Origin of the sequence: Streptomyces sp. NPDC002779, from assembly GCF_042888685.1 — a bacterium.
In the GTDB taxonomy this organism is placed as follows: Bacteria; Actinomycetota; Actinomycetes; order Streptomycetales; family Streptomycetaceae; genus Streptomyces.
In genome coordinates this window covers 761,985-788,290 of record NZ_JBIAQC010000002.1, presented here as the reverse complement: position 1 = coordinate 788,290, position 26,306 = coordinate 761,985, and the positions used below count along the sequence as shown (strand labels likewise).

25 protein-coding genes and 1 tRNA gene are annotated in these 26,306 nt (G+C 70.6%); 17 read left to right on the top strand and 9 right to left on the bottom strand.

The genetic code is table 11. The features are described 5' to 3' along the window. Window positions 1-2 precede the first annotated feature (2 nt). On the bottom strand, window positions 3-584 hold the full coding sequence (locus ACFYW5_RS09130; RefSeq protein ID WP_389416291.1) for a TMEM165/GDT1 family protein: 582 nt from the start codon (window positions 582-584) through the stop codon (window positions 3-5). Between the two features lie 358 nt (window positions 585-942). Here ACFYW5_RS09130 and ACFYW5_RS09125 point away from each other — a divergent pair, with 358 nt between their 5' ends. From ACFYW5_RS09125 to ACFYW5_RS09115, 3 genes are all read left to right on the top strand, one after another. Further along, window positions 943-1,587, top strand: coding sequence for an HNH endonuclease family protein (locus ACFYW5_RS09125; protein WP_389416290.1), 645 nt, complete (start codon window positions 943-945; stop codon window positions 1,585-1,587). A gap of 75 nt (window positions 1,588-1,662) precedes the next feature. After that, window positions 1,663-3,303, top strand: coding sequence for an alkaline phosphatase D family protein (locus ACFYW5_RS09120; protein WP_389416289.1), 1,641 nt, complete (start codon window positions 1,663-1,665; stop codon window positions 3,301-3,303). A 188-nt stretch (window positions 3,304-3,491) separates the two neighbouring features. Further along, window positions 3,492-5,381 (top strand): FAD/NAD(P)-binding protein, encoded by a 1,890-nt coding sequence (locus ACFYW5_RS09115; RefSeq protein WP_389416288.1) that lies wholly within the window; start codon window positions 3,492-3,494, stop codon window positions 5,379-5,381. A 604-nt stretch (window positions 5,382-5,985) separates the two neighbouring features. On the opposite strand, the gene ACFYW5_RS09110 is transcribed toward ACFYW5_RS09115, so the two are convergent. Then, window positions 5,986-6,519, bottom strand: coding sequence for a superoxide dismutase family protein (locus tag ACFYW5_RS09110; RefSeq protein ID WP_389416287.1), 534 nt, complete (start codon window positions 6,517-6,519; stop codon window positions 5,986-5,988). Window positions 6,520-6,700: 181 nt separating this feature from the next. On the opposite strand from ACFYW5_RS09110, the gene ACFYW5_RS09105 reads away from it, so the two are divergent. Both ACFYW5_RS09105 and helR read left to right on the top strand, forming a co-directional pair. Beyond that, window positions 6,701-7,300, top strand: a complete 600-nt coding sequence (locus tag ACFYW5_RS09105) for a DedA family protein (protein ID WP_389416286.1) — start codon at window positions 6,701-6,703, stop codon at window positions 7,298-7,300. 151 nt (window positions 7,301-7,451) lie between these two features. Further along, the gene (gene helR, locus ACFYW5_RS09100; protein WP_389416285.1) at window positions 7,452-9,620 is read left to right on the top strand and encodes an RNA polymerase recycling motor ATPase HelR; all 2,169 of its coding nucleotides are present in this window, start codon (window positions 7,452-7,454) and stop codon (window positions 9,618-9,620) included. 63 nt (window positions 9,621-9,683) lie between these two features. Here the strand turns inward: helR and ACFYW5_RS09095 are convergent, their stop codons facing one another. After that, complete coding sequence (locus ACFYW5_RS09095) at window positions 9,684-10,013, bottom strand: hypothetical protein (protein ID WP_389416284.1); 330 nt, start codon at window positions 10,011-10,013, stop codon at window positions 9,684-9,686. 127 nt (window positions 10,014-10,140) lie between these two features. Between ACFYW5_RS09095 and ACFYW5_RS09090 the strand changes: the two genes are divergently transcribed. From ACFYW5_RS09090 to ACFYW5_RS09060, 7 genes are all read left to right on the top strand, one after another. Further along, window positions 10,141-10,647: a GNAT family N-acetyltransferase gene (locus tag ACFYW5_RS09090; protein WP_389416283.1), complete on the top strand. Its 507-nt coding sequence runs from the start codon at window positions 10,141-10,143 to the stop codon at window positions 10,645-10,647. A 276-nt stretch (window positions 10,648-10,923) separates the two neighbouring features. Next, the gene (locus tag ACFYW5_RS09085) at window positions 10,924-11,595 is read left to right on the top strand and encodes a hypothetical protein (protein WP_389416282.1); all 672 of its coding nucleotides are present in this window, start codon (window positions 10,924-10,926) and stop codon (window positions 11,593-11,595) included. Continuing rightward, entirely contained in the window at window positions 11,592-12,671 is a 1,080-nt protein-coding gene (locus tag ACFYW5_RS09080; RefSeq protein ID WP_389416281.1) for a hypothetical protein, read from the top strand. The genes ACFYW5_RS09085 and ACFYW5_RS09080 overlap by 4 nt, the downstream gene beginning before the upstream one ends. A gap of 31 nt (window positions 12,672-12,702) precedes the next feature. Continuing rightward, the gene (locus tag ACFYW5_RS09075; protein ID WP_389416280.1) at window positions 12,703-13,020 is read left to right on the top strand and encodes a hypothetical protein; all 318 of its coding nucleotides are present in this window, start codon (window positions 12,703-12,705) and stop codon (window positions 13,018-13,020) included. After that, window positions 13,017-14,360, top strand: a complete 1,344-nt coding sequence (locus tag ACFYW5_RS09070) for a hypothetical protein (RefSeq protein ID WP_389416279.1) — start codon at window positions 13,017-13,019, stop codon at window positions 14,358-14,360. Before ACFYW5_RS09075 ends, ACFYW5_RS09070 begins: the two co-directional genes overlap by 4 nt. 134 nt (window positions 14,361-14,494) lie before the next feature. After that, window positions 14,495-15,049, top strand: coding sequence for a hypothetical protein (locus ACFYW5_RS09065; protein WP_389416278.1), 555 nt, complete (start codon window positions 14,495-14,497; stop codon window positions 15,047-15,049). Window positions 15,050-15,085: 36 nt separating this feature from the next. Then, window positions 15,086-15,745 carry a hypothetical protein gene (locus ACFYW5_RS09060; protein ID WP_389416277.1) on the top strand — a complete coding sequence of 220 codons (660 nt, stop codon included), beginning with the start codon at window positions 15,086-15,088 and terminating at the stop codon, window positions 15,743-15,745. Window positions 15,746-15,883: 138 nt separating this feature from the next. Here the strand turns inward: ACFYW5_RS09060 and ACFYW5_RS09055 are convergent, their stop codons facing one another. Beyond that, a complete protein-coding gene (locus ACFYW5_RS09055; protein WP_389416276.1) occupies window positions 15,884-16,780 on the bottom strand; it encodes a ketopantoate reductase family protein in 897 nt (298 codons plus the stop codon). A gap of 117 nt (window positions 16,781-16,897) precedes the next feature. Between ACFYW5_RS09055 and ACFYW5_RS09050 the strand changes: the two genes are divergently transcribed. Beyond that, entirely contained in the window at window positions 16,898-17,128 is a 231-nt protein-coding gene (locus tag ACFYW5_RS09050) for a DUF2277 domain-containing protein (protein WP_389416275.1), read from the top strand. Between the two features lie 51 nt (window positions 17,129-17,179). Here the strand turns inward: ACFYW5_RS09050 and ACFYW5_RS09045 are convergent. Beyond that, window positions 17,180-17,251, bottom strand: a tRNA-Val gene (locus ACFYW5_RS09045). 195 nt (window positions 17,252-17,446) lie between these two features. On the opposite strand from ACFYW5_RS09045, the gene ACFYW5_RS09040 reads away from it, so the two are divergent. The 3 genes from ACFYW5_RS09040 to ACFYW5_RS09030 all read left to right on the top strand — a co-directional run bounded on the left by ACFYW5_RS09040 (window position 17,447) and on the right by ACFYW5_RS09030 (window position 20,014). After that, window positions 17,447-18,172, top strand: a complete 726-nt coding sequence (locus ACFYW5_RS09040; RefSeq protein WP_389416274.1) for a DUF4097 family beta strand repeat-containing protein — start codon at window positions 17,447-17,449, stop codon at window positions 18,170-18,172. 77 nt (window positions 18,173-18,249) lie between these two features. Next, window positions 18,250-19,635 (top strand): hypothetical protein, encoded by a 1,386-nt coding sequence (locus ACFYW5_RS09035; RefSeq protein WP_389416273.1) that lies wholly within the window; start codon window positions 18,250-18,252, stop codon window positions 19,633-19,635. A gap of 160 nt (window positions 19,636-19,795) precedes the next feature. Further along, window positions 19,796-20,014 carry a zinc ribbon domain-containing protein gene (locus ACFYW5_RS09030; RefSeq protein WP_389416272.1) on the top strand — a complete coding sequence of 73 codons (219 nt, stop codon included), beginning with the start codon at window positions 19,796-19,798 and terminating at the stop codon, window positions 20,012-20,014. An 18-nt stretch (window positions 20,015-20,032) separates the two neighbouring features. Here the strand turns inward: ACFYW5_RS09030 and ACFYW5_RS09025 are convergent, their stop codons facing one another. From ACFYW5_RS09025 to ACFYW5_RS09015, 3 genes are read right to left on the bottom strand one after another with little or no spacing between them, the layout of a single operon-like run. After that, entirely contained in the window at window positions 20,033-20,845 is an 813-nt protein-coding gene (locus ACFYW5_RS09025; RefSeq protein ID WP_389416271.1) for an HAD family hydrolase, read from the bottom strand. Continuing rightward, window positions 20,845-23,277, bottom strand: coding sequence for a phosphoribosyltransferase (locus ACFYW5_RS09020; RefSeq protein WP_389416270.1), 2,433 nt, complete (start codon window positions 23,275-23,277; stop codon window positions 20,845-20,847). The genes ACFYW5_RS09025 and ACFYW5_RS09020 overlap by 1 nt, the downstream gene beginning before the upstream one ends. A gap of 22 nt (window positions 23,278-23,299) precedes the next feature. Then, complete coding sequence (locus ACFYW5_RS09015; RefSeq protein ID WP_389416269.1) at window positions 23,300-24,466, bottom strand: HpcH/HpaI aldolase/citrate lyase family protein; 1,167 nt, start codon at window positions 24,464-24,466, stop codon at window positions 23,300-23,302. Window positions 24,467-24,647: 181 nt separating this feature from the next. Between ACFYW5_RS09015 and ACFYW5_RS09010 the strand changes: the two genes are divergently transcribed. Next, a complete protein-coding gene (locus tag ACFYW5_RS09010; protein ID WP_389416268.1) occupies window positions 24,648-25,427 on the top strand; it encodes a TerD family protein in 780 nt (259 codons plus the stop codon). 65 nt (window positions 25,428-25,492) lie between these two features. Here ACFYW5_RS09010 and ACFYW5_RS09005 read toward each other — a convergent pair whose 3' ends face one another. After that, on the bottom strand, window positions 25,493-26,233 hold the full coding sequence (locus tag ACFYW5_RS09005) for a Tellurium resistance (protein ID WP_389416267.1): 741 nt from the start codon (window positions 26,231-26,233) through the stop codon (window positions 25,493-25,495). Window positions 26,234-26,306 lie beyond the last annotated feature (73 nt).

The following is a 26,306-nucleotide window of genomic DNA, read 5'->3' as shown; positions in this document are numbered from 1 at the left end:
GATCACCCGGCGACGGCCTCGTACAGACTCCACACCCCGAGCCCCAGCATCAACAGCGCCGCAATCTGAGTGATCAGCTTCAGCGGCACCCGCTTCATCAGCGCCTTGCCCCCCACGATCCCCAGCCCCGCCACGGCCCACAGCGCCAGCACCGCACCGAGGCCCACCGACAGCGGATCGTCGTACCGCGCGGCGAGATTCGCCGTCATGATCTGCGTCAGATCCCCGAACTCGGCGACGAGGATCAGCATGAACCCCGCCCCGGAGACCTTCCAGAAGGACTGATTCTCGGGCCGGCGGACCTCCGCCTCGTCCTCGTCCTTCTTCAGCAGCAGCACCGCCGCGCCGCCCAGGAACAGCACACCGGTCAGCGCGTGCAGGATCTGCTGCGGCAGCAGCGTCAGCACGCTCCCCGCAGCCACGGCCAGGGCGACATGCAGCGCGAACGCGGCGGCGACCCCCACGAAGACGTACGACGCCCGGTACCGGGTACCGAGCACGAGCCCCGCCAACGCCGTCTTGTCCGGCAGTTCCGCGAGAAAGACGACGCCGAAGACGAGCGCCATCACACTGAAGCTGATCAAGGTTCCTCAATCGGTCGGGGCCGCCCCACCGAGAGTGCAGTACCTCTTGCACAAAGACACCTCGGCACGGCAGCACACGGAAGATGCACTGCGTTGCCGAAGGTCTCGCTGGCGGGACCCCTGTGACGAGGTCCGCCTCCGGGCGCCGGCTCAGACGAGCTGAGCAGTATGTCGACGGTCCGGCGAAGAGCTACTCCCCTTCTGCGCCGTCCATCTTACGTGATTGTTCGACCGTGAACCTTGTCATGTCATGCACGCGTCATTAACTTCTCACGCAACGCACACCTCCCGGCAACACGGCGTCGCGAGCATTCCCTCGCCCGCACGCCCAACGCCCCCACTTTCCAAGGGAGTTCGCATGCCGAAGTTCTACGCGCGTCGACGCCTGAGCATACTCGCCGCGTTCACCGGTCTCATAGCCTCCGTCGGCCTCGTCAACGGGCCGACCGCCTCCGCCGCCCTCCCCACCCCGGTCAGCGCCGCCACCGCCCGCAGCTACCTCGCCTCGCTCACCGTGACGGCCGAGGACCGCACCGGCTACAACCGCGACCTCTTCCCGCACTGGATCACCCAGTCCGGCGCCTGCAACACCCGCGAGGTCGTCCTCAAGCGCGACGGCACGAACGTCGTCCAGGACTCCGCCTGCGCCGCCACCAGCGGCAGCTGGTACTCCCCCTACGACGGCGCCACCTGGAGCGCCGCCTCCGACGTCGACATCGACCACCTCGTCCCGCTGGCCGAGGCATGGGACTCCGGCGCCGACAGCTGGACCACCTCCCGCCGCCAGGCGTTCGCCAACGACCTGACCCGCCCGCAGCTCATCGCCGTCACCGACAACGTCAACCAGGCCAAGGGCGACCAGGACCCGGCCACCTGGATGCCGTCCCGCACGGCCTACCGCTGCACCTACGTCCGCGCCTGGGTGCAGACGAAGTACTACTACGGCCTGTCCGTGGACTCCGCCGAGAAGAGCGCCCTGACCAGCCATCTGAGCGCCTGCTGAGCCGGAAGACCCCGGAACCTACCCACCGGCCTCCGTCGTTCCGTACCGTACGGGGCGACGGAGGAGTGTGATCGCGTGGCCGAACTGCGGCTGGGACCGCTGCTGAGACATGCCGGTGGTTCGTCCGCGACCGTCTGGGTCGAGACGAGCCGTCCGTGCACCGCCGAGGTGCGCGGCGCGGACGGCGCGCACGGCGCGTCCCGCACCTTCCGGATCGCCGGGCACCACTACGCCCTGGTGGAGGTGGCCGGCCTCGCACCGGGCACGACACAGTCGTACGAGGTGTTCCTGGACGGCGCCCGGGTGTGGCCGCTGCCGGACTCCCGCTTCCCGCCCTCGGTGATCCGCACCCCGGCCGCGGACGACACGGTCCGCGTCGCCTTCGGCTCCTGCCGCTGGGCGTCGCCTCCGGACGGCGGGGACGACCCGGTCGGCCCGGACGCCCTGGACACCCTCGCGGCCCGGATCGCGGCGGACCCCGAGGGCGAGCGCCCGGACGTCCTGGTCCTGCTCGGCGACCAGGTGTACGCCGACGAGGTCTCCGAGGACACCCGCCGCTGGCTCGCCGGCCGCCGCGACCTGAGCGAACCCCCGGGCGCCGAGGTCGCGGACTACGAGGAGTACACCCACCTCTACTACGAGTCCTGGCTCGACCCCGAGGTGCGCTGGCTGCTCTCCACCGTCCCCAGTTGCATGATCTTCGACGACCACGACGTCATCGACGACTGGAACACCTCCGCCTCCTGGCTCGCCGACATGCGGGCCACCCCCTGGTGGCGCGAACGCCTGCTGAGCGGCCTGATGTCGTACTGGGTCCACCAGCACCTGGGCAACCTCACCCCGGCCGAGCTGGCCGCCGACCCGCTCTACGCCGCCGTACGCGAGAGCTCCGACGGCACCGACGCGTTGCGCGACTTCGCCATCGCGGCCGACGCCGACCCCGCCTCGGTGCGCTGGAGCTACCGGCGCGACTTCGGCCGCGTACGCCTGCTGATGGTCGACACCCGCGCGGCCCGCGTCCTCGACGAGCAGCATCGCGCGATGCTCGACCCGGGCGAGGCCGACTGGCTGCGCGCGCAGGTCCACGACGGGCCCGGGAGCTACGACCATCTCCTCATCGGCACCTCACTGCCCTGGCTGCTGCCGCATCTGGTGCACTACGCCGAGGCCTGGGACGCCGCGCTGTGCCGGGGTGAACGGGGCGAGCGCTGGGCCCGGTTCGGGGAGCGGCTCAGGCGGGCCGCGGACCTGGAGCACTGGGCGGCCTTCCCGGCGTCCTTCGACGCACTGGCGGAGGCGATCCGGGAGGCCGGTTCGGGGCCCCAGGCGCCGGCGACGGTGTGCGTGCTGTCGGGGGACGTCCATCACGCGTACGTCGCCGAGCCGTCCTGGCCGGGCGACGAGGGACCCGGCGCACGGGTCGTCCAGCTGACCTGCTCCCCCGTCCACAACTCCATCCCGCTGCACATTCGGCTCGGGTTCCGGTTCGGCTGGAGCGCGGTGGCGCGGGCGCTGGGGCGGCGACTCGCGGGGCACGGCGGGGTGCCGCGGCCACGGATCGAGTGGCGGCGCACGGGCGGGCCCTGGTTCGGCAACCAGCTGATGACCCTGACCATGCGCGGGCGCTCGGCCTCCCTGCGGCTGGAGCAGGCACGCCCGCAGAAGGGCGGCGGGGCCCGGCTGCAAACGGTCGCGGAGTCCGAACTCAGCCCCTGATCGTCCCTTTTCGGGCGGTTGTCGCGGGCGTGGCACCCGATATCCCAGTTGCCAGTGAGGCATCCCACAGTCGCCCCACCCCGGGCCCGGATCCACCCCCTCCCGACGGCATGATGAGGCGGACCGTCCGCTTCCAGTGGAGGCGGCGGCCGTCCGCCCATGCGCCCCACCGCCCGGGAGTCACCCTCTTGTCTGCACCGACCACGGACCCCCTGCCGCTCTCCGTCGCCGTGGTCGGCGCCGGCCCGCGCGGCACCAGCGTCCTGGAACGCCTGTGCGCCTCCGCCCCCGAACTCCTCCCCCCGGGCGCCCGGCTGACAGTCCACGTCGTCGACCCCGCCCCGCCGGGACCCGGACGCGTCTGGCGCACCGCCCAGTCGCCCGAGCTGCTGATGAACACCGTGGCGAGCCAGGTCACCCTGTTCACCGACGACAGCGTCGACTGCTCGGGCCCCCTGCGCCCGGGCCCCAGCCTGCACGAGTGGGCGGCCGGCGCCCTCGGCCCCGACGAGTACCCGACCCGCGCCCACTACGGCCGCTACCTGGAGTGGGTGTTCGCCCGCACGGTCCGCGAGGCACCGCCCACGGTCCGCGTCGAGACCCACCCGGCACGGGCGACCCGCCTCGACGACGCCCCGGACGGCCGCCAGACCCTCACCCTCGACAACGGCCGCACCCTGACCGGCCTGTCGGCGGTCGTCCTCGCCCAGGGCCACCTCCCGACGGCACCGGACGCCGCCGAGCGCGCGACGACCGCGTACGCCGAGCAGCACGGCCTGCGCCACATCCCGCCCGCCAACCCGGCCGACGTCGACCTGTCGGCCGCACTCCCGCACGAGCCGGTGCTGTTGCGCGGTCTGGGTCTCAACTTCTTCGACCACATGGCCCTGTTGACCACCGGCCGGGGCGGCCGCTTCGTCCGCGCCGGGCAGGTGTTGCGGTACCTGCCCTCCGGCAACGAGCCCCGCCTGTACGCCGGTTCCCGGCGCGGCCTGCCCTACCAGGCGCGCGGCGACAACGCCAAGGGCCCCTACGGCCGCCATCTCCCCCTGGTCCTCACCCCCGAGGTCATCGCCGCCTTCCGCAAGCGCGCGGACTCCGGCGAGGCCCCGGACTTCCTCGCGGAGATATGGCCGCTGGTGGCGAAGGAGGTGGAGACGGTCTACTACGGGGCGCTGCTCTCCCCCGCCCCGGACTTCACCGACCGCTTCCTCGCCGCCCCGCACCGGAGTCCTCAAGAGCGGGATGTGCTGGACGAGTTCGGGGTTCCCGAGGAGAAGCGCTGGTCCTGGGACCGGATCTCCCGGCCGTACGAGGGACTGGACTTCGCCGACCCCCACGCGTGGCGCGCCTGGCTGCTGGCCTACCTGCGCGAGGACGCCGCGCAGGCCGCCCTCGGCAATACGGCGGGCCCGCTCAAGGCGGCCCTGGACGTGCTGCGCGATCTGCGCAACGAGCTGCGGCAGATCGTGGACCACGGCGGACTGGCCGGCGCCTCCCGCCGGGACCACCTGGACCGCTGGTACACCCCGCTCAACGCCTTCCTCTCCATCGGCCCGCCCCGGCGTCGCATCGAGGAACTGGCGGCCCTGATGGAGGCGGGCGTGGTCCAGGTCCTCGGGCCGCGCCTGGAGGTCCGGGAGGAGGACGGGGCATGGGTCGCGCACTCCCCGGCCGTGCCGGGATCGGCGGTCCGGGTCACCACGCTGGTCGAGGCCCGGCTCCCGGAACCGGACCTGCGCCGCACGGCCGACGACCTCCTCGCCCGGCTGCTGAAGACCGGACAGTGCCGTCCGCACACGGTCGACGGTTACGAGACCGGCGGCCTGGACGTGACCGCCCGCCCCTACCACCTGATAGACCGTCAAGGCCACGCACACGCGCGCCGGTTCGCCTTCGGGGTACCGACCGAGGGAGTCCACTGGGTCACCGCGGCCGGTGCCAGACCGGGCGTGGACTCGGTCACCCTCTCGGACGCGGACGCGGTGGCAAGGGCCGCACTGCGTACCGCCGCGACGGAAGCAGCACCCCCAGCCACTCCTCATACGGCACTCGCCACAACCAGAGGGTGCGCGTGAGACGGCGGCCCGGGTGGCGCTCGGCGCGGGCCCGCGCAATCCCGCCCCGCCGGGAACAGACGCCGCCGTCCGAGCGCGGCGACATTGGCCCGCACTGCCGCCACGACGGCGGATCCGAATGCGCCACTCGCCGACACCCCGGCGCACCCCGGCCCCAGCGGGGACGGCCGCTCCGCGCACCATGAAGCCGCGAAGAAAACGGCCCCGCAGCCCGACCGAATCCGGCACCCGCCGACACCACGGGGCCCGCATGGCCCCAGCCGGGACGGCGCTGCCATAGAGCCACTAAGGAGACGGCCCCCGCAGCCCGGCCGATCCAGCACCCCCCGGCACCGAGGCGCCTGCACAGCCCCGCCCCAGCCGGGACGGCCACCGTCATCCATGGACCGCGCACCATAGCGCCGCGAACGAAACAGCCCCCGCAACCCAGCCGAATCCGGCACCCGCCGACACCACGGGGCCCGCATGGCCCCACCCCGGCCGGGGCCGGCGCTGTCGTCCGCGGGCCGCGTTCCGTAGGGAGGCGGTGGCGCGCCCGCAGCCCGGCCCCATGCTGCACTCGCGAGCAACATGGGGCACACGTGACGCCCCAATCAGCGTGGGCTCAGGCGGCCCAGCCGAAAGGCACCGTGAAGCAGCCGACCCGGCCGCCCTTGCTGCCCGGCTCCTGGTGCAGGACGACGGAGGAGGCCTCGCCCTGCCGGAAGCCCCAGTTGTGCCGGGCCCGCGCCTCGCCCGCCCCGCGCTCGTCGGCCGTGAAGTCCAGCCAGACCTCGTTCTCGGCGGTCACATGGTGCGGCGCGGAGGAGACCTCGTGCTGGTAGTGCCCGCCGGCGGCGGCCGGATCGGCGCCGCACGGCTTCTGGTGCACATGGACGCCGTACCGGTGACCGGCCTTCATGCCCGTGACCCGCAGCCGCACGCTCGTCGCGCCGCCGGTCGTCATCCGCTGCTCCACCTCGATCCACGAGGCGGCCGGGACCAGCTCCGCGTCGTACGTCAGCGCCGCCGAGCCGACGAAGGCGCCGGGCGGCGCGAACCGCGCGTCCGTCCGCATCGAGTAACCACCGGCGCCGTCACCGCCGCCGACGGCGAGCACGACCGCCGCGAGGGCGCCCGCACATATGCCTGCCACCATGATCTTCCTAACGTCGCTGGATTCAGGACCCCTCTCCGTTGCTACGGGACACCCCGGCCCCCCGCCCGCCGGGGACCGGCAGCCGGGTGAACATCACGTGTTGAACACACGAGCCCCTGTGAACCACCCGTCACTCCCTGCCGCGTACGCTGTACGACCACGGGGGAAACGGGGAGTCGGGGTGCTGGAGAGTTTCGAAAGTGTTGGATCATTGGCCGCCAGTCCATGGATCTACGGGGCAGTAGCCCTGTCGGTCCTGCTGGACGTGTTCGTGCCGGTCCTGCCGAGCGGCGTACTGGTGATCATGGCCGCCACCGCCGCGGCAGCCGGTACCGCGGCCCAGTTCCCGGACATCCTGGCGCTCACCCTCTGCGCGGCGACCGCGTCCGTCCTCGGCGACCTGGTGGCCTACCGCCTCGCCTGGCACGGCGGCGCCCGCCTGGACCGCGCGATCGCCCGCTCCCGTCGGCTGCGGACCGCGCAGGAACGTCTCGGCGCGACCCTGTCCCGCGGCGGCGGCACCCTGGTCGTCCTGGCCCGCTTCGCCCCGGCCGGCCGCTCGGTCGTCTCCTTCTGCGCCGGCGCCGCACACCGCCGCGCCCGCGACTTCCTGCCCTGGTCGGCGCTGGCCGGCCTGTCCTGGGCCACCTACAGCGTGGCGCTGGGTTACCTGGGCGCGCAGTGGATGGGCGCGGGCTGGCTGGCGGCGGGGGTGTCCCTGGGGGCGCTGACGGCGGCGGGCGCGGGGGCGACGTACCTGATGCGGCGCCGTCCTGCCTGATCCGCGTACCCTGGACACAAGGAAAGGCAAGGGATCGCGTCCCTTGCCACTCTCAACTTATAGCGCACGGGGGGCCTTGCGGCAAGGCCCCCCTCATGCCGCAGAATCGCTCCCTCAACGCCGGTAGCTGCGGAAATGAGTGATTCACGAAGTGAGTGCTTCTCTGTCGATCGACCTGTCCAGTGAGAGTGCGTTCGACCTTCCCGAGCGGCTGGCCGCCAAGGCCGACCCCGCGCTGATCGCCGCCGACGAGCGGCACTTCGCGGCCATCGCGGAGAGCCTGGAGCAGACGATCGCCGAGCTGTCCGACCAGCTCGCCACCGAGCTCAAGGCACCTGGCGGCGCGGGCCGCGCCGCCATGGACCGGGACGCGGAGGTCCACCGGCTCACCGCCCGGCTGCGCGCCCTGCGCCGCTTCGGGCTCGACCTCGTCCTCGGCCACATCGTCACCGCGGACGACCCGGAGCCGGTCTACATCGGCCGCTTCGGCCTCACCGACAGCACCGGCCGCCGACTGCTGCTCGACTGGCGCTCCCCCGCGGCCGAACCCTTCTTCGCGGCCACCCACGGCAACCCGATGGGCCTGGCCAGCCGCCGCCGGTACCGCTGGAAGAGCGGCCGGATCAGCGACTACTGGGACGAGGTGTTCACCGCCGACGCCCGCGAGGGCCACGCCGCCCTCGACGACCAGTCCGCCTTCATCGCCAGCCTCGGCGCCAACCGCTCGGACCGGATGCGCGACGTGCTCGCCACCATCCAGTCCGACCAGGACGCCATCGTCCGCGCCGGATCGCGCGGCGCTCTCGTCGTCGACGGCGGACCCGGCACCGGCAAGACCGTCGTCGCCCTGCACCGCTCCGCCTACCTCCTCTACTCCGACCCCCGCCTCGGCCACCGGCGCGGCGGCCTGCTCTTCGTGGGCCCGCACCAGCCCTATCTGTCGTACGTCTCCGATGTGCTGCCCAGCCTCGGCGAGGAGGGCGTGCAGACCTGCACCGTGCGCGATCTCGTCGCCGAGGGCGCCGAGGCGCCGGAGGAGAGCGACCCGGAGGTCGCGCGCCTGAAGTCGTCCGCGGACATGGTGCGCGCCGTCGAGAAGGCCGTCCGCTTCTACGAGGACCCGCCCACCGAGGGCATGACGGTCAGCACCCCCTGGGCGGACGTCCGGCTCACCGCCACCGACTGGGCCGAGGCCTTCCAGGCCCCGGGGCCGGGCACCCCGCACAACGAGGGACGCGAGCTGGTCTGGGCCGAACTGGTCACCATCCTGCTCGACAAGCACGACGCCGACATCCCGCCCGAGCAGTTCCGCAGGGCGCTGCAGCACGACAGGGAGCTGGTCGAGGCCCTGGACCGGGCCTGGCCGCTGGTGGCTGCCAGGGACCTCGTCGGCGACCTGTGGTCGGTCCCCGCCTATCTGCGGCTGTGCGCGCCCTGGCTCACCCCGGACGAGGTCCGGCTGCTGCAACGCAAGGCGGCCCCGCACGCCTGGACGCTCTCCGACCTGCCGATCCTGGACGCGGCCCGGCAGCGGCTCGGCGACCCGAAGGCGGCGCGCCGCAAGCGCCGGGCGCAGGCCGCCCTCGACGTCCAGCGGGACCGGATGACCCAGGTCGTCGAGAACCTGATCGCGGCCGATCACGACGGCGACGGCCTGATGACCCAGCTGCGCCGCGAGGACTTCCGGCGCAACCTCGTCGACGAGTCCGAACTGACCACCGCCGACCCGGACCTGCTCGCGGGCCCGTTCGCGCACGTCGTCGTGGACGAGGCGCAGGAGCTGACCGACGCGGAGTGGCAGATGCTGCTGCTGCGCTGCCCCTCCCGCAGCTTCACGATCGTCGGCGACCGCGCCCAGGCCCGGCACGGCTTCACCGAGACCTGGCAGGAACGGCTGCAACGGATCGGCCTGGACCGGGTCGAGGTGGCGTCCCTCAGCGTCAACTACCGCACGCCGGAAGAGGTGATGACCGAGGCCGAGCCGGTGATCCGCGCGGCGCTGCCGGACGCCAACGTGCCGACCTCCATCCGCAGTTCGGGCATCCCGGTGGTCCACGGCCCGGTAGCGGACCGGGACCGGATCCTCGCCGAATGGCTGGACGCGAACGACGACGGGATCGCCTGCGTGATCGGCGACCCGTCGTTCGAGGCGACGCCCCGGGTCCGGTCGCTGACCCCGTCGCTGTCGAAGGGGCTGGAGTTCGACCTGGTGGTCCTGGTGGACCCGGAGCGCTTCGGCGAGGGCATCGAGGGAGCGGTGGACCGCTACGTGGCGATGACGAGGGCGACGCAGAAGCTGGTAGTCCTCACGAGCTCATGAGGTGCGGCGGGCGGGCCGGCCGGTGTTCCGAACGGGCCGGCCCGCACCCGCGTGGACAGGAGCTCATGAGGTGTCGTGGGCGTGCTTGGCCTTCATCCGCGCGTCCACCCGGTCCTCCGCGGCGACCTCGGCCCAGAACCGGTGCGTACTGACGAACACCGCGAGTTCGTGCTCGCGCTGCCGGAGCTTCTCCACGGCTGCCTGCTCATCCGCGGTCCAGCCGGGAGAGGCCGGGCGCTCGATCTTCCGCCAGCCGTGGTCGTCGCTGAATCCGTCCAGCGGCTCGACCGACCAGGGCAGCCGCTTGAGCAGGGCCGACAGCTCGGCCCGGACCTGATGCAGCTCCTCCTGACCGGCGAGGAGGTCACTCGGAAAGTCATAGGTCGTAGCCACGGCCGCAATGGTACGCCTGTTCGATTTTGGGTGGCGAGTTGCTTCCCGGGGTTCATTCGAACGGGTGCCTGATCACCGGAGGCACTGGGCGTCGACGGACCCGAAGCAGCGCGCCGAGAATGGACCCATGACTTCACCCTGGACCACACGCCCGGAGACCGGCTCCGACATCGCCGCCGTCCGCGAGATCGTCCTCGGCGCGTTCGAGACGCCACTGGAGGCCGACCTGGTGGACGCCCTGCGGACCGACGACGCGTGGATCGAGGGCCTCTCGTACGTCAGCACAGACACCGCCGACACCCCCGTCGGCTACGCCCTGCTGACCCGCTGCCACATCGACGACGTACCGGCCCTGTGCCTGGCCCCCGTCGCCGTACACCCCGCCCACCAGCGAACCGGCGCGGGCGGCGCGGCGATCCGGGCGGTCCTGGACGCGGCGCGGGAGCGGGGCGAACGCTTCGTCACCGTGCTCGGCCACCCCGACTACTACCCGCGCTTCGGCTTCGACCGAGCCTCCGCCCACGGCATCGGCGTCACCTTCGACGTCCCGGACGAGGCCCTGATGACCCTCGCCCTGACCACCGATCCGCTGCCGACCGGCACGATCCGCTACGCCAAGCCGTTCGGAATCTGACGACCGCGTCCCCCCGCACCGGCAGGTGAGGTCGGGCACCGTGCCGGCCAATAGCTTCCGCGAAGCGGCTGGGCCGGACCCGACCCGAAACGCCCCCGATCCCCGAGACCGACGTCACTCCCCAGCGGAAACGATCAGGACACAGACGGCGCACGTTTTACCCCACTGCTCCCCCAAATACCCACCCCAGCGGGCAGGTTCCGCCTGGCGAACCCACCAGCCCCACCGATACCGTCAGTGCTCTCACCTGCATCTGTATCTCACGGGGAGTCCACTGTGAAGCGCCGCTCTTTGCCCGTTGCTGCCGCGTTCGCCGCGACGGCGGCCCTGCTGCTGACAGCGTGCGGCAGCGAGGACGACAACTCCAGCGGTAACGACAAGATCGCTGGAGCCGAGCAGGGGACGGAAAAGCCGACGAAGTCGGCGCAGCCCTCCGGGGCACCGGCGGAGAACAAGCCGGACGGCGTGGACGTCTCCCTGCCGAAGGACATGAACCTGGTCTTCGACTGGGCCGAGCCGGAGGACGAGAACGAGGCGGCGGCGATGGAGGACGCGGCGAACTTCCTCCGTGCCCTCTACCGAGGCGTCGACAAGCAGACCACCAAGGACGCTGCCCTGACTGCTTACGCCACCGGCGACGGACTCCACTACGGGGAGGTGCAGATCAACGAGTGGATCAAGGGCGGCTGGACCGCCACCGGCACCCGCCGCCACTACGAGGCAACCACCCGGTCCGCCTCCAACGGCAGCTCGGTGGAAGTCGCATTCTGCTCGGATGCCAGCAAGTTCTACGGCAAGGAAGTCACAACGGGAAAGGCCCTGAAGACCGAGCCCAGCCTCAAGGACTTCGGACACTACAAGATCATCATGGTCAAGGTCCCCACGAGCGACGGCCTGTGGCAGGCATCCAAGGTGTTCGTGGAGACCGAAGCGGAGCAGTGCCAGTGAACGGATCGCTGCGCGCGGCCCTCGGCACCAGCGCTACTGCCCTGGCCATCGCGACCGTTCTTCTCACCGCCCCCAACTCCGCGGCAGAACCGGTGGACTTCGGCAAGGGAGACGGCTCGGAGGAAAAGGGCGGCAGCGACGGCAACAGCATCTACGCCGCCGCCCGCATCCAGTACTCCGGCTCCGTGGCCAAGAACGGCGGCACCGGGAACGTGACGGCCACCGACGTCAACTGGACGCCACCGCCGTGCTGGTACGCCCCCTACCTCGGCGCCAAGGACTTCAAGAAAAGGATGTCCAAGGACATCGAGGGCCAGATGAACGCCCCCGGCATGGGCGGCCACGCAGGCGCCGCGCTCAGCGAATTGCAGCGCCACTACGAGGACGAATACGGCTGGACCAACACCCCGGGCTACAAGGACTACAACGTCGAGAACGACGGCAAGGGCATGTTCTGGGCCGCCGTGGAGAACCCGAACGAACCGGACCTGCTCAAGCGCAGCTCATGCAACGACCTCCCCTTCTGGGTCGAGACCGGCGAGACCCCGCCACCCCAGTACGAACAGGCGATCACCCCGCAGATCCTCGCAGCCCTCGCCTACCAGCACATGCAACTGCCCGACACCGAAGTCGCCCTCGCCCCCAAGGCGGTCACCAAGGTGAACCTGCCGACCTGGGCCTGGCTCGACAAGACCGTCTTCAACGAGATCCAGGCCACGGCCGCCATCAACGCCCCCGGTGTCAACCTCCAAGCCACGACCACGGCAAAGCCGGTGGCCCTGAAGCTGCAGCCGGGCACGGCAGACGCCGAGACCTACCCGGCGTCGGGCGAGTGCGCCATCAACACCGACGGCTCCATCGGCGAGCCGTACGCCAAGGTCAAGGCGGATGAAAACCCGCCCTGCGGCCTGAAATACCTCCGCTCCTCCGGCAACGGCACCTACAACCTCCAGGCCACCATCACTTGGCAAATCACCTGGACAGGCACAGGAGGCACCGGCGGCAACCTCCCGAACGGCACCTTCGGCAACAACCAGGCCGTCACGGTCCAGGAAATCCAGGCCATCAACCGCTGAAGCGCAGTAACACGAAACGGGAAAGCAGTGTATGGCTGACCGGCTAGCTGTAGATGGCGGCGAACTCGCACGATTCATGCAGCTCTTGAAGGATTCGAGCAGTTCTTTGAAAGGGTTACGCAAAGCCTTGAGCGACGCGACCGTCACCGGGCTGGGCACCGACGACTTGGACTCGGCGTGCGAGGACTTCCAAGGAGACTGGAAGTACGGCACGGAGGAGATCGGCAAGCAGACCGAGGATCTCGCCAAGATCATTGGTCAGAGCAAGCAGATCTATGAAGAAGTGGACAAGGCGCTGGAAGAAGCCTTGAAAAAGGCCAGAGACGGGAAGTCGGGGGGTAAGAAGTGACGGTAACGCCCGGTCTCGAACAACCCCCCTTCGTCAGCTCACCCGCGGCCCGCGAGGGGAACCTGCCACAAGGGCTCAAGTCCTCGCCGACCATTCCGAACCCCAACTACCCCCATCTCGGGTTCAATCCGACCCCAGGCGATATCGGGACTGTCCGCGAACTGCACAAAAAGCTGGTCGACTGCGCAAAAGTCCTTGAAGAGACACATGGGCTCGTGACCAAGCTCATGGACGGCAGCTACTGGGAGGGGGACGCTGCCGTCGCCTACCGCGAGCAGCTTGAGGGCGGACCTCTCCCGCTCAACCTGAAGAACGCCGCCCGTTCCCTCCGCAAGGCCGCGCGACAACTCGACCGCTGGGAAGGCGAACTCGACGAATTTCAGCGCCGAGCCAAGAAGCTGGACCACGACGCCAGAGACGCACATGATGCCGTGGACAAGGCAAAGGGCCATGCCGACAAAGCAAGGAACAACCCCGACCTCGACAGCAAAGGCAAGTCCCACGACGAGGCCCGGAAGGATCTGACCCACGCGAACACGGCGGCGGAGGAGGCCCAGGCCGAACTCGACAAAATTATCGGCAAGGCGAAGAGGCTCGCCGAAGAGCATGAGCAACAGGCTCGACACCGCGCTGGCAAGATCCGCGACGCCACGGACAAACTGGCGCCCCACGAACCAGGGTGGCTCGATGAACTCGGTGAATGGATCACCGAGAATCTGCCCGACATCCTCAGCTTCACCGCGGGCGTCATCGGGCTGGTGGCCCTGTTCGTGGCTACGGGTGGTATGGCTGGCGCCGTCCTCCTGCTCGCAGCAGCTGCACTGAGCGCTTCCGCACTCGCCATACGGCTATCCGACTCGGAGGTACTCACATCCCTCAAGGATGGCTTCATGAAGGGTGAGTTCGACTCCGACTTCTGGGGGAACCTCGTCAGCGTCGGCGGGGACCTCCTGGGAGCGGTTCCTGGCGTGGCTGCCGTGGGAATGGGCGTACGGGGGACGATGAGCGCCCTGCGCGCCGGCGAGGAAGCGGTCGCCCTCGGACGGGTGCTGACCACACTGGGCAGTAAAACCATGGACGAAGCCAAGGCCATCACCGGCCTCGGCAATTCGGCCCTGGACCTCGTCGTGCGCGGGGCCCGGGACTCCGCCAAGGCCGGGCAGGTCGTCGAGATCACCTCAGCTTCACTCGGTGTGGTGACCGCTGGGTACGGTCTCGTCTCCAGTGCGGTGGACTCCCTGGACAACGACGGAGCGAAGGACAGTGGCACCGGCGTGGACGGCGTACGGGGCATCCTGGACGGCGGCGCCCTCGTCGACCTGGCCCGGTACGCGTTCTAAGCAGAGGACAAGAGAGATCTCATATGAATCCCACGGCCTGTACCGTTGCATGGGAACACCCCCCGACGCGAACCGCCTGGTCAAAACAGTTGGCGGTGAATGCAATCGCTTTTGTCGGTTGGGTTGCTCTGTGGGTGGCTCTGCTGTCGCTCCTCGCGGTATTCCTGTCGCCTGGGTACGCGATTCTGTTCGTACCGTTTCTGATCTACAGCTTTTACCGGGCTTTCATTCAGATCTTCGTCTTCCCCACACTCTTCCGAATGAGGCGTGTCCTCCAGGAGTACTCATGGAATCTGCATAGCGATGCCGTGCATGGCCTCGGCGAGCGGACCGACGTCGTCGGCAGGCAGTACGGATGGTTCGAGTTCCCGAACCCGGCACGCCCTGGGGAGCCCCTGCCCATGGTGTTCCCCCGGCATTGGGGGGTTGGCTGGTGGCACCGCCGCATGGCTCCCCGCGCCGCACCTGCGTTGAAGGCTCAGATCGGTGTGGTGTGGCTCGCGGGTGACCCGCGCTTCATCGGCGTGATCGCTGCGCCGACCCCCGACGGAACGAAGCCTCGCCGCTTCCGCTTTCTCAGTCAGCAGACCGGGGCGGACGGAGGCCGTCATTCGGTCGCCTCCTGGGGAGCCACCGACGAAGACATCGAACGCGGGCGCCGTGCGGGAGTCCGTCCTGCACAGCCCTGATCCCTTGCTCCGCCCAGCGCCCGGAGACTCAGCGACATGACCTCTCGCGTCCTCCTTGATGAATCCGTCAGTGACCCCGACGCCGGTATCTGGTTCGCCGTGCCGGGCGGCTTCACCGAGGTCCCGATCGATGCTCTCCTGGCCCCTCCGTCCTCTCCCGAAGCGAACCGGCTTCGGGAAGCAATCGCTCCGTTGGCCGAGGCCTTTCCGGACGGAGTGACTCGTCAACAGTTCATTGCCCAATTGGCTGCGGGGCAGCAACTTCTCAGTGCGCTACGCGAAGTGGGAACCGTGCACTGCTCGCTGGGGGTACATCGCGACGACACAGAGGGAAGCAGTGGAGGCATTCTGCACTCACTCTTCACCGTCTCCTGGCGTGACATCGCCTGGTCCCCACGATCAGTGAGCGCGGCAAGGGCAGTCGCGACGGGAGATCAACTCTCCCACGTCGAATACCTGGACCTGCCCAGTGGCCCCGCATCGATGGGCGAGACGGTTCGCACACCAACTCCGGAGTCGGGTCTTGCACCGACCCCGCTGCTCCAGATCTACGCTTATCTCCCTCACCCGGACTCCACGCGCATGGCAGTCCTGATGATCAGTACCACCGCCGTGGGACACCGAGAGCAATACCGGGAGATTCTGCGGCAGATCGCGCAACTGACCAGCTTTGAGTGCCCTTTGACCGAGGCGTAGAAGGAGAAGCGGCTGCTGGTCGGGCTCTCTTCTGTCGCCAACGCACACGTCGACTTCGACTTCGACGTCGTACGAGGCCCGCTGCGGGCCACGGCAAAAGGGCCGAGAAGGATCTGCTGACGGCCCCTCCCCGTCGTATCAGTGCCCGGCCGCCCGCAGCTCCGCCACGAGGCGGGCCGTTACGGGCACGGCGACCCCGTGCCGGTCCGCCGCCCGGAGCAGCGCCCCGCCGATGGCGTCCAGTTCCAGCGGACGACCGGACTCGGCGTCCCGCTGCATGGACGACTTGGTGGCGGCCGGAAAGGCGTCGTACCGCGCGAGGGCCTGCGCGGGATCGGCGGGCCCCCCGCACGCCCGGCTCACGGCCCCGGCCTCCTCGACGAGCGCGATCAGCTCTTCCCGGTACCGCGTACGCACCTCACCCAGCGGAAGCCGGTATCGGGTGGTGAGCAGGGCGAGCGGCGCGAGGAAGGCCATCTTCGCCCACAGCGCGGCGGACTCGTCCTCGAGCACCCGGGTTGTGGGCCCGGCAGCCCCCAGCACGCCGGCCAACCCGTCCAGCCGCTCCCGCGACACGAGATCCCCACTGAGATCGATCTCGGCGAACGGACTGCCGTGCTCGATGACGCCCGGAGCGACCCGCGTCGACTCCACCCGGATGACACCGGGAGCGACCAGCTCCGGCCGATGGTGGGCCCGCAGCACGGCGGGATGCTCCACCCCATTGAGAAACGGTACGAGGAGCGCGTCGCCCAGAGCCTTGGCCGGGACCCGCTCCAGGGCCGCGTCGAGGGAGGTGTGCTTGACGGCGACGACACAGGCGTCCACGGGCTCGCGCAGCACGGTGTCCGCCTCGACGGGGGCCCGGAAGTCCCCGTACAGCCCGCTGCGCACCTGAATCCCGGTTTCCCGCAGCGTGCCGACGGTCTCATCGCCGGCCAGACAAATGACCCGGTGCCCGGCCCGGGACAGCAGCGCACCGAGCAGGCCCCCGATTCCGCCGGGCCCGAGTATCGCGACGGTGAAGTCGGTCATGGGAGTACATCCCTGCGTCGGTCGGCCCCATCGGTCGGTGGCCGCCTCTTCGCGATCATGGCAGACCCCGCCCACGCGCGGAGGCGCATTGTCAGTGCCGGGAGTCAGACTGGACACATGTGCCGCAGCATCAAGACCCTCCGCCCTCCGGTCCTCCCCGAAGAGGCCACCGAGGAAGACATCAGAGCCGCCGCCCTCCAGTACGTCCGCAAGGTCTCCGGCTTCAGAACCCCGGCCGCCCACAACAGGGAGGTCTTCGACCGAGCGGTGGACGCCATCGCTGAAGCCACAGCGGCCCTCCTGGCAGACCTGGAAGTCCGCGGCCACCCGACCCGCAAGCCGGCCTGAAATACGCAAAAGGCCCCGGCCACAAGGACCGGGACCTCTCACTCATCAAGGTGGGCGCGGACGGTTTCGAACCGCCGACATTCTGCTTGTAAGGCAGACGCTCTACCCCTGAGCTACGCACCCTGGATGAGTCGACAGCGTACCTCGCCCGGGGCACTGCCCCGCAAACCCGGGGGTTAACCCCACCCGAAACCCGGGAGTGGTCCGGATCCCCCTGGGGGACGGGGGTGCATACCGTCGGGAGGGCTTGGGGAAGGTCCGTTTCCAGTGGTGGGGGAGATCGTCGTGGGTCGTCGGGTTGCTGTTGTGGGTGGGGTCGTGGCGCTGGTCGTCGGGGGGCTCGCGGGGTGTGGGGCTTCCGCGGGGGACGACAAGGAGCCCGAGCAGCGGAGTTTTGGGCTGGAGGGGAGTTCGCTGGTCGTCGACTCCGATGATTCCGCGTTGGAGATCGTCGCCTCGGACGCGCATCCGGCCGGGAAGATCAAGGTGACCCGGTGGTTCGAGGGGTCCGTCGTGGTGGGCGGCGAGCCCAAGGTGACGTGGGCGATGGAGGGGGACCGGCTCACTCTGCGGTTGAAGTGTTCCGGGGTGATCGCGGACTGTTCGGCCAAGCACCGGATCGAGGTGCCGCGGGGCGTCGCCGTCGAGGTCGAGGACGGGGACGGCAGTGTGCGGGCGCGGGGGTTCGAGGAGGCGCTGAGCATCCGTACGGGTGACGGGTCCGTGCACGTCACCGACTCCAGCGGGCCGCTGCGGCTGCGCACCGGGGACGGCTCCGTGCGGGCCGAGGTCGATTCGCGTGAGGTGCACACGCAGACCGGGGACGGGTCGGTGAAGCTCGAACTGGGGGCCGTGCCCGACCTGGTGGAGTCCCGCAGCGGGGACGGTTCCGTGACGATCGAGGTGCCCCGGGCCACGTACCGGGTGACGGCCGAGACCGGTGACGGCGGGGTGGATGTCGACGTACCGCGGGACGAGCGCAGCGCGCATGTGGTGAGCGCGCGGACCGGGGACGGGAAAGTCACGGTGCGAACCGCGAACTAACCGGCCCGTGTGTTCGTCCTTAACCGGTGGGAGAATGACAGCTCCGGGCAGGGCGGACCACAGCACGGGAGAGGGATGTGACGGCGACACCTTCGCAGCCGTACTCGCCGTTGGTGCCGCGTGCACCCCGTCCCGTGCGGCAGGCGCTCGTGGACACCGTCGCCCTGCTCGCCCTGCCGCTGGCCGCGGCGCTCGTGCTGCCCGCCGCGTTCGCCGGCGGCGGCACCCGGCGCTGGTTCGGCGGGCGCGCGGAGAATCAGCGGGCCGAGGCGCAGGCCGCGAAGGACGCCGCCGCGGCGGCCTTCTACGAACTCGACACGGCTCAGCGTGATCTGCGGATCTCCATCGAGACCATCACGGCTGTCGACGACTCCCCCGCCGCGCGTCGCGCGGTCACCGACTTCGAGGCGATCAGCGGACGTATCGACGCGGCCAGCCAGCAGTACATCGAGGCCGTCGACGCCCATGACCTGGACCGGGACGATCTGGAGTCCTCGGTCGCCGGGCAGGCGCGCAACGCGCTGACCCGGGCCAAGGAGGAGCTGGTCCGGGTCAAGGGGGAGCTGGACCGTTTTGAAGACGGGCTGGGGCCGCTGCTGGGGAAGGCGGAGACGCAGCTGGCCCGGCTGGTGCCCGCGGTGGAGCGGGCCCGGCAGGGGCTGCTGGCCGCGTCCAACGCGCTGGACGCCGTACGGTCGTCCGGGCTGGCGGCGGACGACCTCGCGGCCCGGCTGGCGGCGCTGGCGCCTGAGCTGACCAAGCTGAACCAGGGTGCCGGGCAGCATGGCGTGCCGCAGACGCTGGAGCGGGCCGAGCGGGTGGCCCGGGAGGCCGAGGCGGTGCGGGTGGAGGCCGACCGGCTGCCGGAGCGGGCGGCCGAGATCGATCACCGGCTGGTGTCGCTGCGGACGCGGGCGCAGGCGCTGACGACCCGTTCCGGGCAGGTGGAGCCGGTGCTGAGCGAGCTGCGGCGGCGGTTCACGGTCGCCTGCTGGCAGGACCTCCAGGGCGTGCCGGACCAGGCCGTGGAGAATGTCCGGCAGGCCGAGCTGAAGCTGAAGGAGGCGCAGGCCGCGCGGGACGAGCAGCGGTGGCCGGATGCGACGGCGCTGCTGTCCACGGCCCGGGCGCTGCTGAACTCGACGGACGAGTCCGTGTCGGCCGCGGGTGACCGGCTGCGGCGGCTGAACGCCGTGCAGAAGGATCCGCGGGCGGAGATCGAGCGCACGCGGTTCGCGATCCGGGACGCGCAGCGGCTGGCGATGGCCGGTCGCCATACGCCGGATCCGCGGCATGCCCGGCCGCTGGACGACTCGGTGGCCCGGCTGGAGCGGGCCATCGGCACGCTGGAGGGGCGGCACCCCGACTACTGGCACTTCCTGACGGAGCTGGAGGGGGTGCGGCAGACGGTGGCCCGGGTGGTGGCGCAGATCCGTGAGGAGCGGGGCGGCTCGGCCGGTTAGCCGTGCGGTCGTACGCCTCGCTGTGACCTCAGCCCGGTCCTCTGTCCGTATGCCTCGCTATGACTTCAGCCCGGTCCTGCGTTCGTACGCCTCGCTGTGACTTCGGCCCGGTCCGCCCTCCGTATGCCTCGCCATGCGCCCGGCCGGTTAGCCTGTTCGTATGCCTCGCTATGAGTATCGGTGCCGGTCCTGCGGTGACACCTTCGAGCTGAGCCGGCCGATGGCCGAGTCCTCCGATCCCGCGGAGTGTCCCGCGGGGCATGGGGACACGGTGAAGCTGCTGTCGACGGTGGCGGTCGGCGGGACGACGAGCGCCCCCGCACCCCGGGCAAGCGGGGGCGGAGGCGGGGGCTGCTGCGGCGGAGGCTGCTGCAGCTGACATGAGCCGATGGCCGGGCTACCTCGGCGTCTGTGACTCCCGCAGGAGCTCCCTGAGGATCCGCTCCCCGGCCAGCACTCCCCGCTCCGGCAGGGCGGAGATCGTGGGTGCCGTCCAGCCCGCGTCGGCGAGTTCGCCGTGCCCGGGGCGCCAGCCCTTGTCCGCGGCGAGGAGCAGGTCCGCGTCGAGGAGGGAGTCACCGGCCGCGAGGGTGAGGTCCGCGCCGGTGCGTCGCGCCAGTTCGTTCATGGCCGCGCTCTTGGTCAGCGGTTTGGGTACGGCGTAGAGCTTGCGGCCCTGGAGCGAGACGGTCCAGCCGCGGTTCTCGGCCCAGACGGCGAGTTCCTTGACCCAGTCGTCGGGCAGCAGTTCCCGTTCCACGACCAGGTAGGCGAAGAGGTCCTCGGCGACCCGGTGCTTGCGTACCCACAGCGGGTCGGCCGTCGCCATCAGGTGGTCGCGGACCTCGTCGAGAGTGGCGCACTCGTCCGCGAGCCGGGCGTTGACCCGTGCCTGCCACTCGGGGTCGGAGACGCCGTCCACCAGGAGGTGGCCGCCGTTGGCACAGATCGCGTACTTGGAGGGCGGGCCGGGGAGGTTGATGCGCTGGTACTGCTTGCGGGTGCGGGTGGTGGTGGGGACGAAGAGGGCCGCGTCGCCGAGTTCCGCCAGCAGCTGCGAGGCGGTTTCGGTCATGTAGGACAGCGGCTTGCTCTCGTGCACCTCCACGCACAGCAGCCGGGGTGCCCGCGCGTCCGGCATGGTCAGGGCGAGGGCCGCCGAGGAGTAGATGAGGGTACGGTCCAGATCGCTCGCCACCAGCACCGGCATCAGAGGGTCACCGCCTTGCCGTCGGCGCCGGTCGCGCCGCGCGTGTACTTGGGGTGGATCAACCCTACGCAGGTGTACGGCAGTTCGGCGACCTCTTCCACCGGTACCCCTCTGTGTTCGGCGAGCAGGCGGACGTGGTCCAGGTCGGCGCCGGCCCCCGCTCGCGCCAGGATCTTCCACGGCACCCGGCGCAGCAGCACGCGGGTGGTCTCGCCGACGCCGGGCTTGACGAGGTTCACGTCGTGGATGCCGTACTCCTCGCTGATGCGCTCGACCGCCGCCCAGCCTTCCCAGGTGGGCGTCCGGTCGGCCGACAGCAGTTCCTTGGCCTGGGCGTTCACCGCGTCGGCGACCTCGGGGAAGCGGGCGGAGACGGCGTCCAGGAAGTGCACCGAGACGTCGGCGCCGGCGAGTTCGCGGTAGAACTTCGCGCCGTGGAAGTCGTCGGGGCCCACCAGGTCCGCGCGCAGCACGGTGCGGGAGATCAGGCCGGACACGGTGGAGTTGAGGCAGGCGGAGGGGATGAGGTAGTCCTCGCGGGTGCCGTACGTCCGTACGCAGGAGCCCGGGTCGGCCAGTACCGCGATCTCCGGGTCGAAGCCGGTGATGCCCTCGGTCGCCTCGAACTCCTCGATGGCGGCGGCCAGTTCGCGGGTGATCGCGCCCTTGCCGGTCCAGCCGTCGACGAAGACGACGTCGCGGGGGTCGTGGTGGGCGGCGAGCCAGCGCAGCGCGTTGGCGTCGATGCCGCGTCCGCGGACGATGGAGACGGCGTAGTGCGGCAGGTCCAGGCCGTGGCGGTGCTGGGCCCAGCGGCGCATCAGGACGCCGACGGGGGTGCCGGCGCGGGCCAGCGAGACCAGCACCGGGCGCGGGGAGCGTTCGGCGAGCACGACCTCGGTGACCGCGCCGACCGCCTGGGCGAGCCGGGCCGCGGACTCCTCGAGTGCCGTCCGGAACAGCTCCTGGTACTGCTCGCTCGGCTGGTACTCGACCGGGAGGGACTCCGCGTAGTGGGCGCCGCCGCTCTGGATGGCCTCCTCGCGTTCCTCGGTCGGTGCCTCCAGGGTCACGTCGGACAGGTCCTGGAGCAGCCAGCCGACCTCCTCGGGGGCGTACGAGGAGAAGACGGGGCCGCGGAGGGGCTCGGGCAGCATCGAGGGCCTTTCGGGTGCGTACGAGGGGACGACCGCGAGGAGGACCTGCGGGGTGTGCGCGGTGAGCTGCGCGAGCAGGCCGTCGGGGGCGTGCAGGTGCGGGGTGTCGGCGGTCGAGTCCACCACGGCGATGACGGCGTCGAAGCCGGCGCCGGCGACGTTGTAGGCGTAGCGCTCGCCGGGGCCGTCGGCCGGGTTGTCGTGGGCGGGGAAGGCGAGGCGGCTGCGGATGGCGTAGCCGGGGTCGTCGACGGCGAGGACGGGTGAGCGGGTGGTGGTGGAGTAGCTGACGTCGGCGTCGGTGATCCGCTCCAGTTCGCCGGCGAGGCGGAGGGGGGCGTACATCAGCTCTTCGAAGCCGAGGATGTGCACGCGGTGCGCGTTGTCGGGCAGTGCTTCGGCGAGCCTGGCGGCCATCTCCGGCAGCGCGTTTTCCAGGCGTATTCGGTGGGCGGGGGTGAAGCCGTGCCGTCCGCCGTCGGGGAGGCCGGGGGGCCAGTGCAGATCGACTCGCTCGACTGCCGGCCGCGGGGCGGTGGGGGCCGGCCGCGCCCCCTCCTCGTACCGGGTGACGAGCTCCTGGCCCTTCTCCAGCACTCCCTCCGGCAGCCGCACCGTCCCCGATGCCGCCGCCACCAGGTCCACCCGCGCACCGATCTCGCGCGCGAACTCCTCCAGCCGCCCGGCATCCGCCGCCGACCGCATGTCGACCAGCGCCACCACCACGTACCGCCGCCGCGGGTACCGCGCATGAAGATCCCGCACGGTGTTCAGCACCGTGTTCCCCGTGGAGAACTCGTCGTCGACCAGGACCAGCGGGCCGTCGCCGGCCAGCAGGACCGGGTTCTCGGGCAGGAGCAGGTGCGAGGTGGCGTGCGAGTGGGACTCCTCGAAGCCGCCCGCCGGGGTGATCCCCGGGACCGGGCGGCGGGTGGAGTGGAGGTACGGCGCGAGGCCGATACCGTCGGCCACCGAGTGCCCCAGGCCGGTCGCGGTCTCCGCGTAGCCGAGGACGACCGCGGCGGCCGCCTCCTCGTCGCCCAGCAGGTCCCGCACCCGGCGTCCGAGGGCGACGCCGTGGCCGTGGACCACGGCCGGTGACTGCGGTACGTGCTTGCCGAGCACCTGGGAGACGAGCAGATGCGCCCGCTTGGGGTTGCGGCGCAGCGCGAGTCCCAGCAGCTCCTTCAGCGCGTCGTCGCCCTCCAGTTCGACCCCGAGCCGCTGGGCGACCCAGGTGCCGGACCAGACCCCGTTGTTCACTGCCTTGTTCATGCGTCCCTTGGTTTGTCAGGTGTCAGCCGGGGATTCCGGCGGCGAGCAGCTCGACGAAGCCGACGTCCTCGTTGGCGACCCCGAAGACCTCGGCGCGCAGCAGGGTCCGCTCGGCCCAGGCGCGGTGCGGCTTCACCTCGTTCATCTTGTTCGTGTACGCCGAGCGCAGCACGCCCCCGCCGCCGCGCTCGGGCCGCAGGATGTCCTGCGCGTCGCTGTACTCCTCGTGGCTGACCACGGACAGCGCGTGCACGGGCAGGACGTGGGAGGGGTGGATGCAGGTCTTGCCGGTGAGGCCGTTGGCCTGGTCGAGGGCGATCTCGCGGAGCAGGCCGTCCATGGCGTGCTCGATGAGGGCGGCGCGCAGTTCCTCGGCCTGGCCGTCCAGGAAGGGGCTGCGCCGCAGCTGGGGCTTGAACATACGTTCCTGCACGCGGAAGTACTCCCACACCGGGCCGGTCACGGTGAAGCCGGTGCCGTCGGCGCGGCCGAGCATGTTGACCACGTCGGAGATGACGGAGGCGACGATCTGGACGTCGTACGCCGTCATGTCGGGAGCCCGGCGCAGACCGTAGGAGGAGCAGAAGTCGGTCACGCCGAGGCGCAGCGCGAGCACCCTCTCACGATACTTGTCGACCGCTCGGGAGATCCCCTCCAGCGTCTCCCCCCGGGACTCGCGGAAGAGCAGCTCGGGGGACTCCAGCACGGGCATGGCGAACAGCCGCCGCCCGCTCGCCGCCTCGGCGCTCGCCAGCGCCTCCAGGAAGGGGATGCCGCGTTCCTCGGTGAATTTCGGCAGGACGAACCCGGACAGCAGCCGTACGGCGGGGCCGAGGCGTCGTACCAGGTCGGGGATCTGTTCGGGGGCCCGGACCCGGATGAACAGCAGCGGCAGGCCGGCCTGCTCGTGGGCCGCGAGGCCGGTGAACTGCCGGACGAGGTTCTCCTCGCCCGCCGCGACGTCCTCGTCGCCGATCGAGTCCTCCAGGCACAGCACCATCGAGACCACGCCGCGCGCCGCCTGCTTGCGGATGTCGTCGGCGAGGCGGGGCCGGGTGGCCGGGCTGTACAGCGTGGCGCCCAGGGCCGTGGCGAGCAGCCGGGCGGAGGAGTCGGAGTCGAACTCGCACGGCTCCCGGTGGAAGAGACGCTTCCGCACCGCAGGGGCGATGTGCCCGAAATGACGCATATAACTCCCCCGTGGTGGCTGTGCCCCTGTGATGTTCGCAGGTGGCCGGTAATAGTACGTAGATTCCTGTGTCAGGGGTTCCCGGTGGGCATGAACTCCTGGTAACGCGAGTGCGCACACCCACCAGCTGATCATGTACCCCGCGTTGTCGTGATCACTACCGAGAGGGCAGGATGACCGCATGACGCACGCGATGCTGAAGGGGTCGAACGTCCCGCTCGAAGCCACGACCGTACGTGCCGTGCTCCGCTGGACGCCCGGGCAGGGGGTCCCGGATGTCGATGCCTCGGCACTGCTCCTCGGCCCCGACGGCAGGGTGCGGTCCGACGAGGATTTCGTCTTCTACAACCAGCCCCGCCACCCTTCCGGCAAGGTCTGGCGGCTCGGCAAGAAGCGGGTCGCCGAGGGCCTCACCGACACGATCCAGACAGATCTGTCCGGTGTCGAGCCCGGCGTCAGCCAGATTTACCTGGTCGCTTCGGCCGACGGTGCCACGTTCGACCGCGTACGGTCGCTGCGCATCCTGCTGTACGACGCTTCGGTGGCCGACGGCGAGCCGCTGCTGCACTTCGACATTAAGCCGGAGACGGGCGAGGAGACGGCCCTGATCTGCGGTGAGCTGTACCGCCGCGGCGAGGGCTGGAAGTTCCGCGCCCTGGGCGAGGGGTACTCCAACGGCCTGGAGGGCCTGGCCACGGACTTCGGCATCTCGGTGGAGGAGGCGGAGCAGGCGGCCGCGCAGGAGCCGCCGGAGGAGCCGAGGTCCCAGCCGCTGCCCCCCGAGCAGCCGACCACGGCCGTCCCCCCGCAGCCGTCGTACGGCTACCCCCAGTCCCCGCCCCCCGCCCGGTCGGCGTACGGCTATCCCCAGTACGGCTATCCGCCGCCGGTGACCCCGGCCCCGGTCCCGGCGGGAGAGTTCCGCCTCCCGCCGCAGGGCCCGCAGTTCGTCGGACGGTAGGGAAGCACCCCGTCAGGGGCGCGGGGAACCGCGCGACCAGGCACGGACGACCCGCGGCCGGACGTTCACCGCCCCGACTTCGCCTTGTAGCCCCGCCCCCACTGCAATCCCCACCCGTACAGCCGGTCCAGCTCGCCCTGGAATCCGTAGACGAACTTGACCTCGCGGCGGACGAGGATCTCGCCCTTCACGTTCTCGATCATCACCACCGCGCAGGACCGGGCCTGCGGCTGCCGCTCGTCGAGGCCGATCTCGATCCGGGGCCCGTTGCTCGGGTAGAGCGTGACCATGGCCTGGGTCCGGTCGAACGCCGGCGTCTGGTCGTAGATGTAGACGAAGACCAGCAGGCGCTTGATGCTCTCGCGCTGATCGAGGTTGACGTACATCGTCTCCCCGGACCCCGACCCGAACCGGTCGTCCCCGCTGAGCTTGACGTACGGCGGCGCGTTGACGTCTCCCAGGAACCCGCCCAGCGGCTGGACCACGCCCTTGGTCCCGTCGGTCAGCTCGTACAGGCACCCGAGGTCCAGGTCGACGTTGACCATGCTCTGGCTGTGCCCCACGACCTCCGGCGGCTTGAGCGCCTTGAACGGATGCCGCAGCAGGCTCTCCCGCTGCGGCCCGCCTATGTCGGAGCTGCGCATCCGCCAGGCCAGGTTGATGCGCAGATGACCGTTGGCCGCGTCCTGCTTGGTGAGGGAGACCTGACTGTGCCGCTTGGTCAGCTCGATCGCGTTGGACGACGCACTGCCCGAGTCGAACTGGGCAGAGCCTCCGCTCCGGAGCCACCCGTCGAACAAGCCCATTCCCGCCCCCATAGTGCTGTGGACAATCCGACGGGGCGGCCGGAGACCCGGCCGCCCCGCTCAGAAGCGTTCC

Excerpts from the sequence above, each read along its gene's own strand:
- ACFYW5_RS09125 (WP_389416290.1), top strand. The coding sequence starts at position 943 with ATGCCGAAGTTCTACGCGCGTCGACGCCTGAGCATACTCGCCGCGTTC.
- ACFYW5_RS09110 (WP_389416287.1), bottom strand. The coding sequence starts at position 6,519 with ATGGTGGCAGGCATATGTGCGGGCGCCCTCGCGGCGGTCGTGCTCGCC.
- ACFYW5_RS09090 (WP_389416283.1), top strand. The coding sequence starts at position 10,141 with ATGACTTCACCCTGGACCACACGCCCGGAGACCGGCTCCGACATCGCC.
- ACFYW5_RS09075 (WP_389416280.1), top strand. The coding sequence starts at position 12,703 with ATGGCTGACCGGCTAGCTGTAGATGGCGGCGAACTCGCACGATTCATG.
- ACFYW5_RS09060 (WP_389416277.1), top strand. The coding sequence starts at position 15,086 with ATGACCTCTCGCGTCCTCCTTGATGAATCCGTCAGTGACCCCGACGCC.
- ACFYW5_RS09055 (WP_389416276.1), bottom strand. The coding sequence starts at position 16,780 with ATGACCGACTTCACCGTCGCGATACTCGGGCCCGGCGGAATCGGGGGC.
- ACFYW5_RS09050 (WP_389416275.1), top strand. The coding sequence starts at position 16,898 with ATGTGCCGCAGCATCAAGACCCTCCGCCCTCCGGTCCTCCCCGAAGAG.
- ACFYW5_RS09030 (WP_389416272.1), top strand. The coding sequence starts at position 19,796 with ATGCCTCGCTATGAGTATCGGTGCCGGTCCTGCGGTGACACCTTCGAG.
- ACFYW5_RS09025 (WP_389416271.1), bottom strand. The coding sequence starts at position 20,845 with ATGCCGGTGCTGGTGGCGAGCGATCTGGACCGTACCCTCATCTACTCC.
- ACFYW5_RS09020 (WP_389416270.1), bottom strand. The coding sequence starts at position 23,277 with ATGAACAAGGCAGTGAACAACGGGGTCTGGTCCGGCACCTGGGTCGCC.
- ACFYW5_RS09015 (WP_389416269.1), bottom strand. The coding sequence starts at position 24,466 with ATGCGTCATTTCGGGCACATCGCCCCTGCGGTGCGGAAGCGTCTCTTC.
- ACFYW5_RS09010 (WP_389416268.1), top strand. The coding sequence starts at position 24,648 with ATGACGCACGCGATGCTGAAGGGGTCGAACGTCCCGCTCGAAGCCACG.
- ACFYW5_RS09005 (WP_389416267.1), bottom strand. The coding sequence starts at position 26,233 with ATGGGCTTGTTCGACGGGTGGCTCCGGAGCGGAGGCTCTGCCCAGTTC.